Source organism: Sphaerisporangium siamense (genome assembly GCF_014205275.1).
Classification (GTDB): Bacteria; Actinomycetota; Actinomycetes; order Streptosporangiales; family Streptosporangiaceae; genus Sphaerisporangium; species Sphaerisporangium siamense.
Genome location: NZ_JACHND010000001.1, coordinates 2728290 through 2743221 on the forward strand (window position 1 = coordinate 2728290; position 14932 = coordinate 2743221).

At 73.6% G+C, this 14932-nt stretch carries 16 protein-coding genes; 10 read left to right on the plus strand and 6 right to left on the minus strand.

All coding sequences use genetic code 11. The features are described 5' to 3' along the window. The first annotated feature begins 9 nt into the window (after positions 1-9). Complete coding sequence (locus tag BJ982_RS12705; protein WP_184879821.1) at positions 10-3147, plus strand: beta propeller repeat protein; 3138 nt, start codon at positions 10-12, stop codon at positions 3145-3147. Here BJ982_RS12705 and BJ982_RS12710 read toward each other — a convergent pair. Further along, on the minus strand, positions 3137-3577 hold the full coding sequence (locus tag BJ982_RS12710) for an NUDIX domain-containing protein (RefSeq protein ID WP_184879823.1): 441 nt from the start codon (positions 3575-3577) through the stop codon (positions 3137-3139). The genes BJ982_RS12705 and BJ982_RS12710 overlap by 11 nt on opposite strands. Before the next feature lie 72 nt (positions 3578-3649). On the opposite strand from BJ982_RS12710, the gene BJ982_RS12715 reads away from it, so the two are divergent. From BJ982_RS12715 to pqqE, 8 genes are all read left to right on the plus strand, one after another. Beyond that, a complete protein-coding gene (locus tag BJ982_RS12715; protein WP_184879825.1) occupies positions 3650-4297 on the plus strand; it encodes a DUF6758 family protein in 648 nt (215 codons plus the stop codon). A gap of 86 nt (positions 4298-4383) precedes the next feature. After that, positions 4384-5103, plus strand: coding sequence for an MBL fold metallo-hydrolase (locus BJ982_RS12720; protein WP_184879827.1), 720 nt, complete (start codon positions 4384-4386; stop codon positions 5101-5103). A gap of 31 nt (positions 5104-5134) precedes the next feature. Next, positions 5135-5977 carry a RecB family exonuclease gene (locus tag BJ982_RS12725; RefSeq protein ID WP_184879829.1) on the plus strand — a complete coding sequence of 281 codons (843 nt, stop codon included), beginning with the start codon at positions 5135-5137 and terminating at the stop codon, positions 5975-5977. Between the two features lie 225 nt (positions 5978-6202). Further along, on the plus strand, positions 6203-6358 hold the full coding sequence (locus tag BJ982_RS12730; protein ID WP_184612196.1) for a hypothetical protein: 156 nt from the start codon (positions 6203-6205) through the stop codon (positions 6356-6358). A gap of 25 nt (positions 6359-6383) precedes the next feature. Beyond that, a complete protein-coding gene (gene pqqB / locus BJ982_RS12735) occupies positions 6384-7265 on the plus strand; it encodes a pyrroloquinoline quinone biosynthesis protein PqqB (protein WP_184879831.1) in 882 nt (293 codons plus the stop codon). Then, positions 7262-7954, plus strand: coding sequence for a pyrroloquinoline-quinone synthase PqqC (gene pqqC, locus BJ982_RS12740; RefSeq protein WP_184879832.1), 693 nt, complete (start codon positions 7262-7264; stop codon positions 7952-7954). The genes pqqB and pqqC overlap by 4 nt, the downstream gene beginning before the upstream one ends. Next, positions 7951-8214, plus strand: a complete 264-nt coding sequence (gene pqqD, locus BJ982_RS12745; RefSeq protein WP_203959169.1) for a pyrroloquinoline quinone biosynthesis peptide chaperone PqqD — start codon at positions 7951-7953, stop codon at positions 8212-8214. The genes pqqC and pqqD overlap by 4 nt, the downstream gene beginning before the upstream one ends. Next, positions 8211-9302: a pyrroloquinoline quinone biosynthesis protein PqqE gene (gene pqqE, locus BJ982_RS12750; protein WP_203959168.1), complete on the plus strand. Its 1092-nt coding sequence runs from the start codon at positions 8211-8213 to the stop codon at positions 9300-9302. Before pqqD ends, pqqE begins: the two co-directional genes overlap by 4 nt. Positions 9303-9306: 4 nt before the next feature. On the opposite strand, the gene BJ982_RS12755 is transcribed toward pqqE, so the two are convergent. Both BJ982_RS12755 and BJ982_RS12760 read right to left on the minus strand, forming a co-directional pair. Next, on the minus strand, positions 9307-10185 hold the full coding sequence (locus BJ982_RS12755; RefSeq protein ID WP_184879834.1) for an alpha/beta fold hydrolase: 879 nt from the start codon (positions 10183-10185) through the stop codon (positions 9307-9309). Positions 10186-10276: 91 nt separating this feature from the next. After that, entirely contained in the window at positions 10277-12031 is a 1755-nt protein-coding gene (locus BJ982_RS12760) for a DEAD/DEAH box helicase (protein WP_184879836.1), read from the minus strand. A gap of 422 nt (positions 12032-12453) precedes the next feature. Between BJ982_RS12760 and BJ982_RS12765 the strand changes: the two genes are divergently transcribed. Then, complete coding sequence (locus BJ982_RS12765; RefSeq protein ID WP_184879838.1) at positions 12454-13128, plus strand: ferritin-like fold-containing protein; 675 nt, start codon at positions 12454-12456, stop codon at positions 13126-13128. Between the two features lie 444 nt (positions 13129-13572). On the opposite strand, the gene BJ982_RS12770 is transcribed toward BJ982_RS12765, so the two are convergent. The 3 genes from BJ982_RS12770 to BJ982_RS12780 form a co-directional block, all read right to left on the minus strand. Then, positions 13573-13803, minus strand: coding sequence for a DUF3107 domain-containing protein (locus BJ982_RS12770; RefSeq protein WP_184879840.1), 231 nt, complete (start codon positions 13801-13803; stop codon positions 13573-13575). A 108-nt stretch (positions 13804-13911) separates the two neighbouring features. Then, positions 13912-14532, minus strand: coding sequence for a TetR/AcrR family transcriptional regulator (locus BJ982_RS12775; protein ID WP_184879842.1), 621 nt, complete (start codon positions 14530-14532; stop codon positions 13912-13914). A gap of 159 nt (positions 14533-14691) precedes the next feature. Continuing rightward, complete coding sequence (locus BJ982_RS12780) at positions 14692-14925, minus strand: hypothetical protein (RefSeq protein ID WP_203959166.1); 234 nt, start codon at positions 14923-14925, stop codon at positions 14692-14694. Between the last annotated feature and the right edge of the window lie 7 nt (positions 14926-14932).

The following is a 14932-nucleotide window of genomic DNA, read 5'->3' on the forward strand; positions in this document are numbered from 1 at the left end:
GTGCTGAGCGTGGCCTCGGGCCCCCACGACCCGCGCTCTTCATGGTGGTCGGCCGGCGACGACGCCGACCACCCCGACCACGCCGACATGTCAGGCCGGTCCGGGTCCCACCAGACCCACACGCCACCCCCGGCCCTGCACCACTCCCCACCGGATCCTTCGGAGGACCGTCCACGCGGCCTGCCTCTGGACTCCCCGTGGGCGCTGCCGCCGTTCGGGGCGCCGACCGGCGACGAGGCCAGGCTCGGTGACGAGGACGCCCCCCGGCAGCACGGACGCCACCCGTACGCGCGGCCGTACGTCGGCGAGCCCCGCCACAGCGCCGGACGCCCCGACCCCGCCCAGGACGCGGAGATGGGCGCGGAGATGGGCGCGGAGATGGACGGGGAGATGGACGCGGACGATCACGACGGCCCGTACGCGGGGGAGGCCACGCAGCCGTCCCGGCCGCCCCGGCGGCTGGTGAACCGCCCGGACAAACTGGTCGCCACCGGCCCGCCGCGCACCCCGCGCCGGGCCAAGCCCTCCCAGCCCGAGGATCCGCCCGAGGAGCCCCCCACCGTCCCGGTGCCGCGCATCCCCGGGGCGGAGCATCCCGGCATCCGCGTCGAACCGCGCATCCCGGCCGACCCCGAGATCACCTCCGAGCCCGAGGACGACTTAGGCGGCCCGGTCGAGGACCGGATCGGCGAGCCTCCGCGCGGGCGGCCCGCCACCCCGCACCCCGACGTCCTGGTGGCCACCGGCCCGCCGCGCCCCCGCGCGAGCGGCAAGGGCCGCCACCATCGCGACCAGCCCGTCCCGCGCCCCCGCCGCACCCCCACCCCGCCGCGCCGCTTCGGCGTCCGCCACCGCAGGCTGATGACCCCTCTGATCGTGGCCGTGGCCGTCCTCGCCGCCGCCGGGCTGGGCCTGGTGATCGTCAACTGGGTGAACTCCCCGGTCAGCTCGGGCCTGCGCCTCGCGGCCGGGGACGGCGGGTCGGGCGACCAGGCGTTCGCGGCCCCGCCGAGCGCGAGCGGCACCGGGTCCAGCCAGGTGCTCAACGCGGTCACCTCCGTCGGCGACACCGTGGTGGCCGTCGGCAGCGACACCACCAGCCCCGTGCCCCGGCCCCTGTTCCTGGTCTCCCCGGACGGCGGCAGGTCCTGGCAGCTCGGCCGGGTGACCGGCCCCTCCGGTCACCAGCCTGCCGGGTCCGCGGGCCGGGTGGCGGGCGGTAACGGCCGCTGGCTGGCCGCGGGCACCGAGGCCCCGGCCGCGACCGGCGCGGGCCGCGGCATCTGGACCAGCGCCGACGGGCGGGCCTGGACCGCGGTGGACCCGGCGCGGCTGTCGGTGTTCCTCAGCGGCGACCGGATCACCGACCTGGCCCGCACCACCAGCGGCTTCGTCGCGGTCGGCTCCACGGCGCTGCCGGACGGCGGCGTCGGCCCGGTGGCGTGGACCTCCCCGGACGGGCAGACCTGGAGCCGGGTGGACACCCGCGAGATCGGCAGCACCGACAAGGTGCGCGCCATCCGCGCCGTGGTCGCCAAGGGCGACGCCGTGGTGGCGCTGGCCGACCCGGGCACCGGCGACACCACCTCGGTCATCCTGCGCTCCCCGGACGGCGGCAGGACCTGGCTGCGCACCGCCGCCGCCCTGCCCGGCGTGCGGCCGGAGCCGGGCGCGCTGGCCGTGGCGGGCAAGGGCTTCCTGTTGGTGCCGACCCTGCAGAAGTCCAGGTCGGGCGAGGTGCGGGTCTACTGTTCCGACCTCGGCGACCAGTGGCGCCAGTGCGGGGTGATCAAGGGCCTGGGACGCGAGGCGACCGGCGTGCGAGGCCTGGCGTCCTCGGCCGCCGGGGTCGCGGCGGTCGCCGAGTCCGGCTGGGAGCGCTACGGCCTCTACACCAGCTCCGACGGCAGGAACTGGACCGAGAGCACCGACCTCGGGCAGATCCCCGGCACCCTGCGCAGCCTGGCGATCACCGACCAGGGCACGCTCGTCGCCGCGGGCGACCAGCGCGCCGGGGCGCTGGACAACCTGCCGGTGCTGATGACGGCCGGCAAGGGCAGGTCCGCGGACCCGGTGCCGCTGAGCGAGATCAAGGGCCTGACCCGCTCGGCCCGCGACACCGCGGCGCTCGTCGCCGCCGGGGAGTCCTTCGTCGCGGTCGGGTCGGTCAAGGGCGACGCCGGCATCTGGACCAGCCCCACGGGCGAGAGCTGGAAGGCGGTCAACTCCCCGGCGCTCGGCGGCGCGGGCAGGCAGGCGCTCAACGACGTCGCGCACGGCCCGGACGGCTGGCTGGCCGTCGGCAGCACCACGGCGGACTCGGCGTTCGTCCGCCCGCTGCTGGCCACCTCCGCCGACGGGCGCACGTGGCGGCCCGTGCCGGACGCGCCCGCCTTCGGGGCGTCCGGGCGGTACGCCGTGGTGCCGCGGGTGGTCGCCGCCGGGCCCAAGGGGTACGTGGTGGCGGGCGACGACAGCGGCCCGGGCGGCGTGGTCGCCGCGCTGTGGTTCAGCACGGACCTGCGCCGCTACTCCCGCGCGGCCCCGCAGGGCCTGCCCGCCGGGGGCGCCGACGTCCGCATCGAGGACGTGGTCGCCACCGAGGGCGGCTACCTCGCGGTCGGCGGGTCGGGGACGACGGGCCGCACGTCCGGCGTGGTCTGGGTCTCGCGCGACGGGCTGAACTGGACGGCGCGCAAGCGGGTGATCCCCGAGGGCGCGCGCTCGGCCGCGCTGCGCCGGGTGGTCGTCAGGGACGGCGGCGTGGTGGCCGTGGGCGGCGCGACGACCGACGCGGGCGTGGAGCGGCCGTTCGCGGCGGTGTCGGACGACCAGGGCGTCACCTGGAGGTACGCCTGGCTGCCCGCCCAGGACGCGGCGGCCGTGCTGGACATGACGTCCTCGGCGTCGGGCCTGGTCGCGGTCGGGTCGTACGGGGCGCCCGCGACCGGGGACAGCGCGGTCTGGACGTCCCAGGACGGCCTGGACTGGCGGCGCCACGCCCTGACCGGCGACGGGATGACCGGCGAGGGCGCCCAGTGGCTCGGCGCGATCGCCGTCGTGGACGACCGCGTGGTGGCCGTGGGCCGGTCGACGACCTACACCACCGACCACCTGACCCTGTGGCGGACGAGCTTCAGCCGCTGACCACCGGCGCCCCGGCCGGGGCGCCGGGCGGGACGTCGAACACCCGCCACTCCAGGAGGGTTTCCAGCAGGCCGGAGGTGAGCGGCAGCCCCGCCAGCTCGTCGCGCCGGAACCAGCCGGCCTCGGCGGCGTCGTCCCCCGCCAGCACCGGGCGGGCGGCGTGGCGCGGCACGGCGAAGTAGTCGAAGATCTCGTACGTCACCCCGCCGGGCCCGGGCCGCTCGACGGACCCGGCCGGCCCGCCCGTCGCGACCGGCAGCCCGGTCTCCTCCAGCAGCTCGCGCTCCAGCGCCTCGGCGTCGGACTCGCCCGGCTCGACCCGGCCGCCGGGCAGGGACCACAGCCCTTCGCCGGGCGGGCGCCCGCGCCGCACCAGCAGGAGGCGGCCCGCGCCGTCGAGCACGATGCCGCCCACACACCTCACGCGCATACGCCAAGATTACGCCGGGATAACGGGAATGCCCTTGACTTTGGCGCGCCGTCGGAAGCACGGTGGGTAATTGTGAGAGCCGAGCCCACCTGCCCGAGGTGTTTCGGCACGCTACGCCCACCAAGCGCATGGTCGAGCGCATGGCGTTGCGGCGTGCACGGCGCCGTCCTGCCCTACCAGCCGAGACGTCCGTCGAACGAGTCGCTCGACGTGGTCAGGAAGGACTCGCGGGTCCCTTTCTGGCTACCCTGGCCGCTGCCCGCGGGCTGGCTCGTGACCGGCTTCGGCGCCGCGGGGGACGACCGCAGCGGCACCCGTGCCGGGGTGGTGGCCGTCTCCGGGCCGTCCGTCACCCACGGCCCCGCCGATCTGCTCATCGTCGCCGAGGAACCCGGGCTGGGCCTCGGCGCCGCGTTCGCCGGCCTGGACGGCCCCGACCCCGGGCCGGGCTTCGATGCGGGGCCGCCCAACGCCAAGGCCGACGCCCTCGGCCATCCCACGGCGCTGTGGTGGGTGCAGGGCCTGTCCGACCGCGCGGTGTACGTCGGCGAGGCGATGGGCGACTGGCTGTGGGTCATCGGCTGGCCCGCCGAGGCCGGGTGCCTGGTCGCGCTGGCCGACCTCGCGCTGCGCGACCTCCGGGAGCACGACCAGGAGCTGGATCTTCCGTTCGGGGCGTTCTCGCCGCGCCTGGGGCCCGTGGGCGGCGAGGAGCCGTGACCCCGCGACCGATCTTCGCGGATCGGTTCGCACCGGGTCCGGTTTACGTCTCCTGACGGGTTCATCTGTTCGGTAAGGTCGTGGCCGTGACAGCGCGTATCGAGCGAGTGGTGACCGAGGGAGTCGTATCCGTCGACGGCTCCGAGTACAAGGTCGAGAACAACACCTGGATCGTGGGCGACGACGACGAGGTCATCGTCATCGACCCCGCGCGGGACGCGGAGACGATCCTCGAAACCGTGGGCGAGCGCGAGGTCCTCGCCGTGATCTGCACCCACGGCCTCCCTGACCACGTCGGCGGCGCCATCGAGGTGGCGGCCCGCGACGAGGCCGTCGTCGCCCTGAACCGCAAGGACCGCCGGCTCTGGCGTGAGACGTGGCAGGAGACCTACCCCGACATCGACATGGAGGACGAGGGCATCTTCGGCGTCGCCGACGTCGAGCTGGAGGTCATCGCCACCCCCGGGATCACCCAGGGCGGCGTCTCCCTCTACGTCGAGGAGCTCGGGGTCGTCTTCACCGGCAAGACGCTCCTGGCGGACGGCCCCGGCAAGGTCGCCGGCGAGTACCCGGCGCTGGCCGACCAGCTCACCGCGATCGGCGAGCGCCTGTTCACGCTCCCCGGCGACACCCGCGTCCTGCCCGCCCACGGCGAGGAGACCACCGTCGCCGACCAGGAGCAGCACTTCGACGCGTGGCTCGCCGGGTCGCTGACCCGCGACGGCTCGGCCGAGGACGAGCAGGACGGTCCTCTCGTCGACGGCACCCGGGTGTCGGGCATCAAGCTCAAGCTCGACGAGGACTGACCCGCCCGTGGGGCAACTCCCGCTCGAAGGCATGCCCAGGCGGCTCTACACGTGCACGCCGTCCCGGCTGAACACCTGGCTGGACTGCCCGAGGCGCTATCGCTTCACGTATCTGGACCGGCCGGCCCCGCGCAAGGGGCCGCCCTGGGCGCACAACAGCGTGGGCGCCTCGGTGCACAACGCGCTGGCCGGGTGGTGGCGCGAGCCGTACGACCGCAGGACCCCGGCGATGGCGGCGATCCTCCTCACCGCGGGGTGGATCACCGAGGGGTTCCGCGACCAGGAGCAGTCGACGGTCTGGCGCGACCGGGCGCGGGCGATGGTGATGGGCTACACCAGCACGCTGGACCCGTCGCAGGAGCCGGTCGGGGTCGAGCGCACCGTCGCCACCCGCACCTCGGTCATCGCGGTCTCCGGGCGCGTGGACCGCATCGACAGGCGCGGCGACGAGCTGGTGATCGTCGACTACAAGACCGGCAGGCGTCCCCTCACCGTGGACGACGCCCGCTCGTCGCTCGCGCTGGCGATCTACGCGGTGGCGTCCTCGCGGGTCTTGCGGCGCGCCTGCCGCACGGTGGAGCTGCACCACCTGCCGACCGGGTCGATCGTGCGGTGGGAGCACACCGACGACTCCCTGGCCCGCCATCTGGACCGGGCCGAGGACATCGCCAGGGAGGCCTCCGAGGCCGACGAGCGCTACCGCGACCGGCGGGACGGTGACACGTCCGCCGCGGTCCCCGCGGAGGTGGACGAGAGCTTCCCTCCGCGGCCGGGGCCGATGTGCTCGTGGTGCGACTTCCGCGCGCACTGCCCCGAGGGCCGGGCCACGGGCGCGGCGCGCCGTCCGTGGGACGGTCTGGGCGACCCTGACTGACCCTCCCCCCGCGCCCGTGACGGGGCCGCCGGGGGAGGGGTTTGGCTGGCCGGAGCCGGGAAATACATCCGATGTAAAGCGGAACCTATTTCTATAGCATTCGCAAATCCCCCCAAATGATACGTGCAGATCCGATGTTTTTCGGATCAAGTCATTGACACCTGTCTGTTCGAACCTTCATAACGTGTGTGTAAACCTTTCCGCACGGAAGGCAGGTGCAGGCTCATGGCGGAGCCCAAGGACCAGCAGAGCAGGCGACAGCCGCCGAGGACGCATGGCAAGCGGCTGAAGGCCAGGGGCGAGGAAAGGACCTGGCACAAGCCGGACTACCAGATCGTCGAGGCGTCGATGGAGATGTCCGCCTACTTCCTGACCAGGTGACCGCCCGCCGCTTGCGAGGTACGCGATGCGCGTGCAGCTTCTCGGTACCGCCGCGGGCGGCGGCGTCCCTCAGTGGAACTGCGCGTGTCCCGGATGCACCGGGGCACGCGCCCACCCGGACCGCCGCCGGCGGCACGCGTCCCTGGCCGTCGAGACCGGCGGGGGCCGTACCTACATCGTCAACGCCACCCCCGACATCGGCGACCAGATCGAGGCGTACGAGGCCCTGCACCCGGGGCCCGAGCGCCGCCACACGCCGGTCGCCGGGCTGATCCTCACCGACGCCGAACTCGACCACACGCTCGGCGTCGCCCGCCTGCGCGAGGCGGGCAAGCTGGAGATCTGGTCCACGCCCGTGGTCCGCGAGGCCCTGACCGAGCGCCTCATGCTCGGCGAGGTGCTCGCCCCGTACACCGGGCTGAGCTGGCACGACGTCCCCGTCTCCGGCGACGCCCCGCTCGCCGGCGGCGTGGAGGCCGGCGCCGTGCCGATCTCGCCCAAGCGTCCCCGGTACGCCGCGGGGCCGCCGGACGGGCAGCCGTGGGTGATCGCCCTGCGGCTCTCCGACCGCGACACCGGCGCGACCCTGATCTACGCGCCCGCGATGGGCGCCTGGGCTCCCGGCCTGGAGGCCGCGATGGCCGCCGCCGACTGCGTGATCGTCGACGGCACCTTCTGGGACGACGAGGAGCCCCGACGGACCGGAATATCCCGAAAGACGGCCATCGAGATGGGCCACCTGCCGATCGAGGCGACCGCGGAACGGCTGTCGCGGCTGCCCGGCCGGGTGCTCTACACCCATCTCAACAACACCAATCCCCTCGTCGACCCGGAGGCCCCGCAGCACCGCGTGCTCGCGGACCTGGGGGTCGGGGTGGCGGCGGAAGGAACGGTGATAGAGCTGTGAACTCCCGGCCCTGGACGGCGGCGGAGTTCGAGGCGCGCCTGCGCGCGGTCCCCGAACATGCCTACCACGACCGGCATCCGTTCAACGTGCGCATGCACGAGGGCACGCTGACGCCCGAGCAGATCCGCGGCTGGATACTCAACCGGTTCCACTACCAGCGGCACATCCCGATCAAGGACGCCTACGTGCTGGCCAAGCTGGACACCCCCGAGCTGCGCCGCATGTGGGTGCGCCGCATCCACGACCACGACGGCAGGCGCGCCGGCGAGGGCGGCATCGAGCGCTGGCTGCGCCTCGGCGAGGCCGCGGGGCTGGACCGCAAGGAGCTGCTGTCCGGCGAGGGCGTCCTGCCCGGCGTCCGGCTGGCGGTCGAGGGGTACGTCAACCTGTGCCGTCTCGGCTCGCCGATCGAGGCCGTCGCCGCGTCGCTGACCGAGCTGTCCGCGCCCGGCCTGATGCGCACCCGCATCGACGCCTTCGAGCGCCACTACACCTGGATCAGCCCCGACGGGCTCCGGTACTTCCAGAACCGGATCTTCCAGGGCGGCCAGGACTCGGGGGAGGCGCTGGCGCTGGTCCTGCAGTGGGCCCGCGACCGCACCGACCAGGAGAAGGCCGTCGCCGCCCTCGCCTACAAGTGCGACGTGCTGTGGTCGCTGCTGGACGCGGTGGACCGGGAGTACCGGTGAGCGGCGACTGGCGTCCGGCGCTCGCCTCATCGATCATGCTCAGGCACGACGCGGTGCGGGACGCCGACCTGCTGGTGATGCCCGAGCGCATCGTCGTGCTGAACGGCCAGGCCGCCTCGGTGGTCCGGCTGTGCGACGGCACCCGGACGGTCGCCGACATCGTCGCCGAGCTGAGCGACGGCCTCCCCCCGGAGGCCCCGGTCGGCAGGGACGTCGGCGAGTTCCTCGACCGGGTGCGCGCCGAGGGCTGGCTGCGGTGACGGTCCCGCCGCCGTGGGCGATGCTGGCCGAGCTCACCCACGCCTGCCCGTTGCACTGCCCCTACTGCTCCAACCCCGTGGAGCTGGTCGGCCGCGCCCGCGAGCTGGACACCGCCGGGTGGACGCGGGTCATGGCCGAGGCCGGGGCGCTCGGGATCGTGCACGCCCACCTGTCGGGCGGCGAGCCGCTGCTGCGCCGCGACCTGGACCTGATCGTCGCCGCGGCCGAGGCCGCCGGGATCTACACCCAGCTCGTCACCAGCGGCGTCGGGCTCGACCGCGCCCGGCTGGCCGAGCTGGCCGGGGCGGGCCTGCGCAGCGTCCAGCTCTCGGTGCAGGACGCGACCGCCGAGACCTCCGATCATCTGGCGGGCGCGCGGTCCTTCGCCGCCAAGCGGCGGGCCGCCGCCCTGGTGCGGGAGGCCGGGCTGCCGTTCGGGTTGAACGTCGTGCTGCACCGGCACAACCTCGACTCCCTCGACGAGATCATCGCGCTCGCCGTGGAGTGGGGCGCCGACCGGGTCGAGCTGGCCAACACCCAGTTCTACGGCTGGGCGCTGCGCAACCGCGCCGCGCTGCTCCCCACGCGCGACCAGCTCCGGCGGGCCGAGCGGACGCTGGACGCCTGGCGGGCCCGCCTGCCGGGAACACCCGAGCTGGTCTGGGTGGTGCCCGACTATTTCGAGGGCGTCCCCAAGCCCTGCATGGGCGGCTGGGGCGCGGTCTCGCTCACGGTCGCCCCGGACGGCTCCGTGCTGCCCTGTCCGGGCGCCTACACCCTTCCCGGGCTGACGTTCCCCAACGTGCGCGAGCGCGGCCTGCGGTGGATCTGGGAGGAGTCAGGCGCGTTCCACGCCTACCGGGGCACCGCCTGGATGGGCGGCCCCTGCTCCGGATGCCCGCGCAGGGAGGACGACTTCGGCGGCTGCCGCTGCCAGGCGTACGCGATCACCGGCGACGCCGCCCGCACCGACCCCGCCTGCGCGCTGTCCCCCGACCACCACCTGATCCGCCGCCTCACCGACGACACCCCGCCCGACGACCGGACCCCGCTGGTCTACCGCCGTCCGCGGCGCGGCCGCGCCTGACGGCTCAGCCGGTGTGCAGGAGCCGGTGCTCGGCGGCGTTCCAGAAGCGCGTGAGGGCGTGGGCGGTGGTCTCGGGGGCCTCGACGGCCGGGGAGTGCATCGAGCCCGGCACGACCACGCACTCGGCGCACAGCCGCTTGGCCATCTCGGCCTGCAGGGCGGGCGGCCAGCCGTCGTCGTGCTCGCCGTACAGGACGAGCGTGGCGACGTCCAGCTCGCACAGGTCGTCCAGGCGGTCGTGGGCGGCGAGGACCTCCTCGGCCATGGCGACCAGGCCGGTGAGCGAGTTGGCGAACAGGCGCCGCCGCAGGAACGCCACGATCTCGTCCGGGACGCCGGACGCGAGGGCCTCAGGCTCCAGGCGGCTCGCCCAGATCTCTTCGAGGCCGACCTCGGGCAGCATGCGCAGCATGAGCCGGGCCGTCTTCTCGCGGGTGCCGGTGATGCCCGCCGGGCCCGAGCTCATCAGTGTGTGGGAGGCCGGCTTCATCACGCCGCCGATCACGGCCTCCCGGGTGACCAGACCGCCGAAGGAGTGCCCGAGCAGGTGGACCGGCTCGCCGGCGCCCACGACGTCGGCGACGGCGTCGATGTCCTCGCCGAGCGCCTCACAGGTGTAGGCGGCGGGGTCGTCGGGGCCCTTGGTCTCGTACTGGCCGCGCATGTCGATCGCGACGACGCGCCGCCCGGCCTGGGCGAGCGTCTCCAGGATCGCGATGAAATCCTCTTTGCTGCCCGAGTATCCGGGAACCAGGAGGGCCGGCCAGCGTTCGGGAACACCACGGACGGGCAGGGCCTCCAGCGCCGCGAAAGAGCCCACGGGGGTCTCGACGCGCTGCGGGCTGACCCCCGGCGGGAGGGCCAGGAAACGTGGCGTACTCACGTGGCACCACGATACTGAGGAGCCGGACCGGCGACACCGTCGAACGGTGTACGCCGGTCACGTGGATCACTTCGCACTGGCGCCGCCCCGGTCAGCCCCTCCGCGAGCGCTGGGGGGACGACCGGCGGCGCTGGACGCGCTCGGAGGCCGCGGACGGCGCGACGTCATCGTCGGTCGCCAGGTCGGGCGAGCGGAAGACGATGGCGAACGGAGAACTCGGGATGATGCGCTCGGGCTCGGGACGGGCGTAGGGCGCCTCGGGGGCGTAGGAAGCCTCGACGTCGTCGAAGTCCTCCGGCCCGCGGACGTCGTCGTCGGCGTCGTCCTCGAACGGCTCCAGGTCGTGGGTGTACCGCGACTCCAGGGGCTCGCGCGGCGCCTCGGGCTCCTCCACGGCGGCCGGCGCGGTGGCGGGCGCCTCCGACCGCGACTCGGACAGGGCCTCCGACAGCGCCGCCCGGTTGGCGCCCCTACGGGACCGGCGCGGCGCCGGGACCTCGGCCTGGGGCTCCCGGACGACCTCCGGCTCCGGGGCCAGGATGTCGCCGGCGGGCACGACCTCGGGCTCGGCCGAGGACAGCGTCTCCTGGCCGCCGCGCGTGCGCCGGCGCTGCCGGTTGCGCGGGGGCCGTTCGCGGCGCTCCTCGCGGGCGCCACGCTCCTCGCGGCGCGAGCGGTGCCGCCCGGTCTCGCCGAGATCTTCGATGGCCTCGGCGGACAGGCCCGCCCGGGACCGCTGGGCGCGCGGCAGCACGCCCTTGGTGCCCTCGGGGATGCCGAGGTCGCCGTAGATGTGCGGCGAGGTCGAGTAGGTCTCCACGGGCTCGGCGAAGTCCAGGCCGAGGGCGTTGTTGATGACCTTCCAGCGGGTGAGCTCCTCCCACTCCACGAAGGTCACGGCCACGCCGGTGCGGCCCGCCCGGCCCGTGCGGCCGATGCGGTGGACGTAGGTCTTCTCGTCCTGCGGGCAGTCGTAGTTGACGACATGGGTGACGTCGTCGATGTCGATGCCGCGCGCCGCGACGTCGGTGGCCACCAGCACGTCGATCTTGCCGTTGCGGAACGCCCGCAGCGCCTGCTCGCGCTGGCCCTGCCCGAGGTCGCCGTGCACGGCCGCCGCGGCGAAGCCGCGCTCCTTGAGCTGCTCGGACACCATGTCGCACGCGCGCTTGGTCTCGCAGAACACCATCGTGAGGCCACGGCCCTCGCACTGGAGCAGGCGGCCGACGATCTCGATCTTGTCCATGCGGTGGGTGCGGTACACGAACTGGGTCGTGTTCGACTTGTCGTCCCCGTCGGCGTCCGGGTTCTCGGCGCGCACATGGGTAGGGCGCGACAGGTAGCGGCGCGACAGGGCGACGATCTCGCCGGGCATCGTGGCGGAGAACAGCATGGTCTGCCGCTCGGCCGGGATGAGCTTGATGATGCGCTCGATGTCCGGGAGGAAGCCCAGGTCGAGCATGCGGTCGGCCTCGTCCAGGACCAGCATGGAGATCTGGCCGAGGTCGAGGTGCTTCTGGTTCACCAGGTCGAGCAGCCGGCCCGGGGTGCCGACGATCACGTCGACGCCCTGCTTGAGCGCCTCGATCTGCGGCTCGTAGGCCCGCCCGCCGTACACCGTCAGGATGCGCGAGCCCAGCTTGCCGCCCGCGACGACGAGGTCCTCCGTGACCTGCAGCGCCAGCTCGCGGGTCGGGACGACGACGAGGCCGCGGGGCTTCTTGCGGTTCTTTCGGGGCTTGCCGACGCGCTGGAGCATCGCCACGCCGAAGGCGTAGGTCTTGCCGGTGCCGGTGCGCGCCTGGCCGATGACGTCCTGCCCGCTGATCGCGAGGGGAAGGGCCATCTCTTGAATGGGGAAGGGTGAGATGATGCCCTCGGTTTCGAGGGCATCAGCGATCTCCGCTATGACTCCAAGGTCTCGGAACGTGGTCAGCTCGGCCTGCCTAGGTCTCCTGCGAAGGCGGGCCTCCGGGACCGCCGGCCTGGTGCCGGGTCCGCACGGAAAAGCCAACCCTCATCCGTCTCGGCGACCGCCGCGACGTCGTGCGCGTGGGGCTATCAGGCGATTTTCACCCTGAATACATACTGCGGTCGCACTCTTACAGGTCAGTGTACTCGATACCACAACTGCGGGCCGATTTCTTGACGTTCGATCCAGAACATCGCCATGGCCGTCCGGGCAGGAATCCGGAGTTCGCGCTCGTCAGGGGCCGTGCGGCCCCGCCACGGGGACCGCCGGGCCCGCGAAGCTCGTACGCTGCATCCATGAGTGATTCCCCTGCCGGTGTCGTCGACCTGCTCGGCGTGCTCGCCTACGCCGAGCTGAGCGCGTGCCTGCGGCTGGCCGAGGACGCCGCCGCGCTCGCCCCCACGCTCACCGACCGGGCGGCGCTCGGCGGCATCGCCGCCGTCGAGTACGCCCACTTCCGGCTGCTGCGCGACCGGCTGACCTCGCTCGGCGCCGACCCCGAGGCCGCCATGGAGCCGTTCGTGGAGTCCATCGACGACTGGCACGAGAAGACGCGCCCCGGGGACTGGCTGGAGGCCCTGGTCAAGGCGTACGTCGGCACGGGGATCGCCGGGGACTTCTACCGCGAGGCCGCCCGGCACGTGGACACCGACACCCGCGAGCTGGTGGACGAGGTGCTGGCCGAGGAGGTCCGCTCGGAGTTCGCGGTCGACCGGGTGCGCACGGCGCTGGCCGGCAACCCGCAGGTCGCCGGGCGGCTCGCGCTGTGGGCGCGCCGCATGGTCGGCGAGGCGCTGAGCCAGGGCCACCGGCTGGCGGTCGCCCGCCCCGAGCTGGCGCTGCTGCTGGTGTCCGAGACCGGCGCGGCCGACGGGGACGCCGACCTGGTGGGCATCGGCCGCCTGTTCGCCCGGCTGACCGAGGAGCACGGCAAGCGGATGGCCGCGCTCGGGCTGGTCCCCGGGCCCTGAGCCCCCGCCCGGTGGGCGTGGTGCCCGGCCTTCCGTGGCGTTCTCGTGCCTTCCCCGACGTTCTGCGGCGTTCTCCGGCGGTAAGGTTTCGGACTTCTGGCCGATTCGGTCGGTGATCGAGGGGCGCGAAACCCCTCACCGGTTGTACCGTTCGAGCATGAGGGCCTCGCGCCGCTACGGCAGTTCCTTGATGAGATGTGGACCCAACCGCTGGACCTCACGGCCGGTGTTGAGAAGGGGGAGCGCGGACTGCCCGGCCTTCGGGCACAGGCGGGACGACGTTCGGAGGTCACGCCGCCCCTGCGGCTGCTCACTTCCCCCACGTGAGGAATGCAGGGGGCGGTTCTAGCCCCGCATCAGCACGTCAGGCCACATGCCGCGCGGCCGTCGCGCCGCGCGGACCCGGGCGCTTCGGGGAGCGCGCGGCCCCCCGAAGCACCGGGCTCAGAGCGTGCCGCCGAAGCCGACGGGACGCTGCTCGTCCTCGCCGATCTCGACGAATCCGAGCGCGGCGACCGGGACGACCACGCGGCGCCCCTTGACGTCGGTGACGGAGAACACGCCGCGGTCCGCGGCCAGGGCGTTGCGCAGTTCCTGTTCGACCTCGTCGGCGGACAGCTCGGTCTCGACGACTATTTCACGGTGCACGGAGCGTACGCCGATCTTGATTTCCATCGGGCTCCCTTTCGACGGCCGGAGGTGCTCGTCCCATGGTGACCCGTGACACGTGGGGTGGCGCCCGCTGATCGCGTCAAGCGAACACCGCGGAGCGCCGGGCGGGCGCTAGGAGGTACGCGGGAACCCGCCGATGCCGCGCCAGGCGAGGCGGGCCATGAGCTGGGTGGCGACGTCCTTGGGGATGGAACCGTGGCTGGCCAGCCAGTAGCGGGCGCTGACCTCGGCCATGCCGACCAGGCCGACGCCGAGCAGGTGGGCCTCGTCGCTGGAGCAGCCCGTGTCCTCCTGGATGACCTGGCTGATCATCTCGGCGCTCTCGCGCAGCGAGCGCTCGACGCGCTGGCGGACCTGGGCGACGTTGCGCAGGTCGGACTCGAAGACCAGCCGGAACGCCTCGCCCTGGGTGGAGACGAAGTCGAAGAACGCCCCGATGGCCGCCTGGACGCGCTGCTTGTTGTCGGTCGTGGAGGCGAGGGCCTCGCGGCAGCGGTTGGCCATGTCGTCGACGTGGACGTCCAGCAGCGCCAGGTACAGGTCCAGCTTGCCGGGGAAGTGCTGGTAGAGGACGGGCTTGCTCACGCCCGCCCGCTCGGCGATCTCGTCCATCGCGGCCGCGTGGTAGCCGTTCTCCACGAAGACCTCTTGCGCCGCGTCGAGCAACTGTCGGCGGCGGGCCATCCGGGGCAGGCGGGTGCCCCGGGGCTTGGCGTCCGGGGTAGCGGTCACGGGAATTCTCCTTGGGACGGTTCGTCCGGCGCGGTCGCCGACCGCGCTCCGGCTCATGATGACGACTGGCGCCCGGATCGTCTTCGCTCAGGCCCGGGCCTGCCGCTCACGCCCGGGGATCCGGTCCGGGCTTCACATCCTACGCGCGGGTAATCCGGCTCAGCGATATTCGTCGTCGCCGAACTCGACCGTGCGGTTCTGGTCCGCCGCGTCGGCGGGATCCACGTCGTAGGAGACCTCGATCGGCCACTCGCGGCGCTCGGTGCGGACGTCCAGGTGCTGCTCGATGGCGTCGGCCTCGGGGACCTCGGTCTGGAGCCCCTCCGCGACGTCGTCGAGCGCGCCGAGTTCGTCCGGCGTGACCTCGTTCCCGTGCACGTCCATCTCCGACATGTGCGGT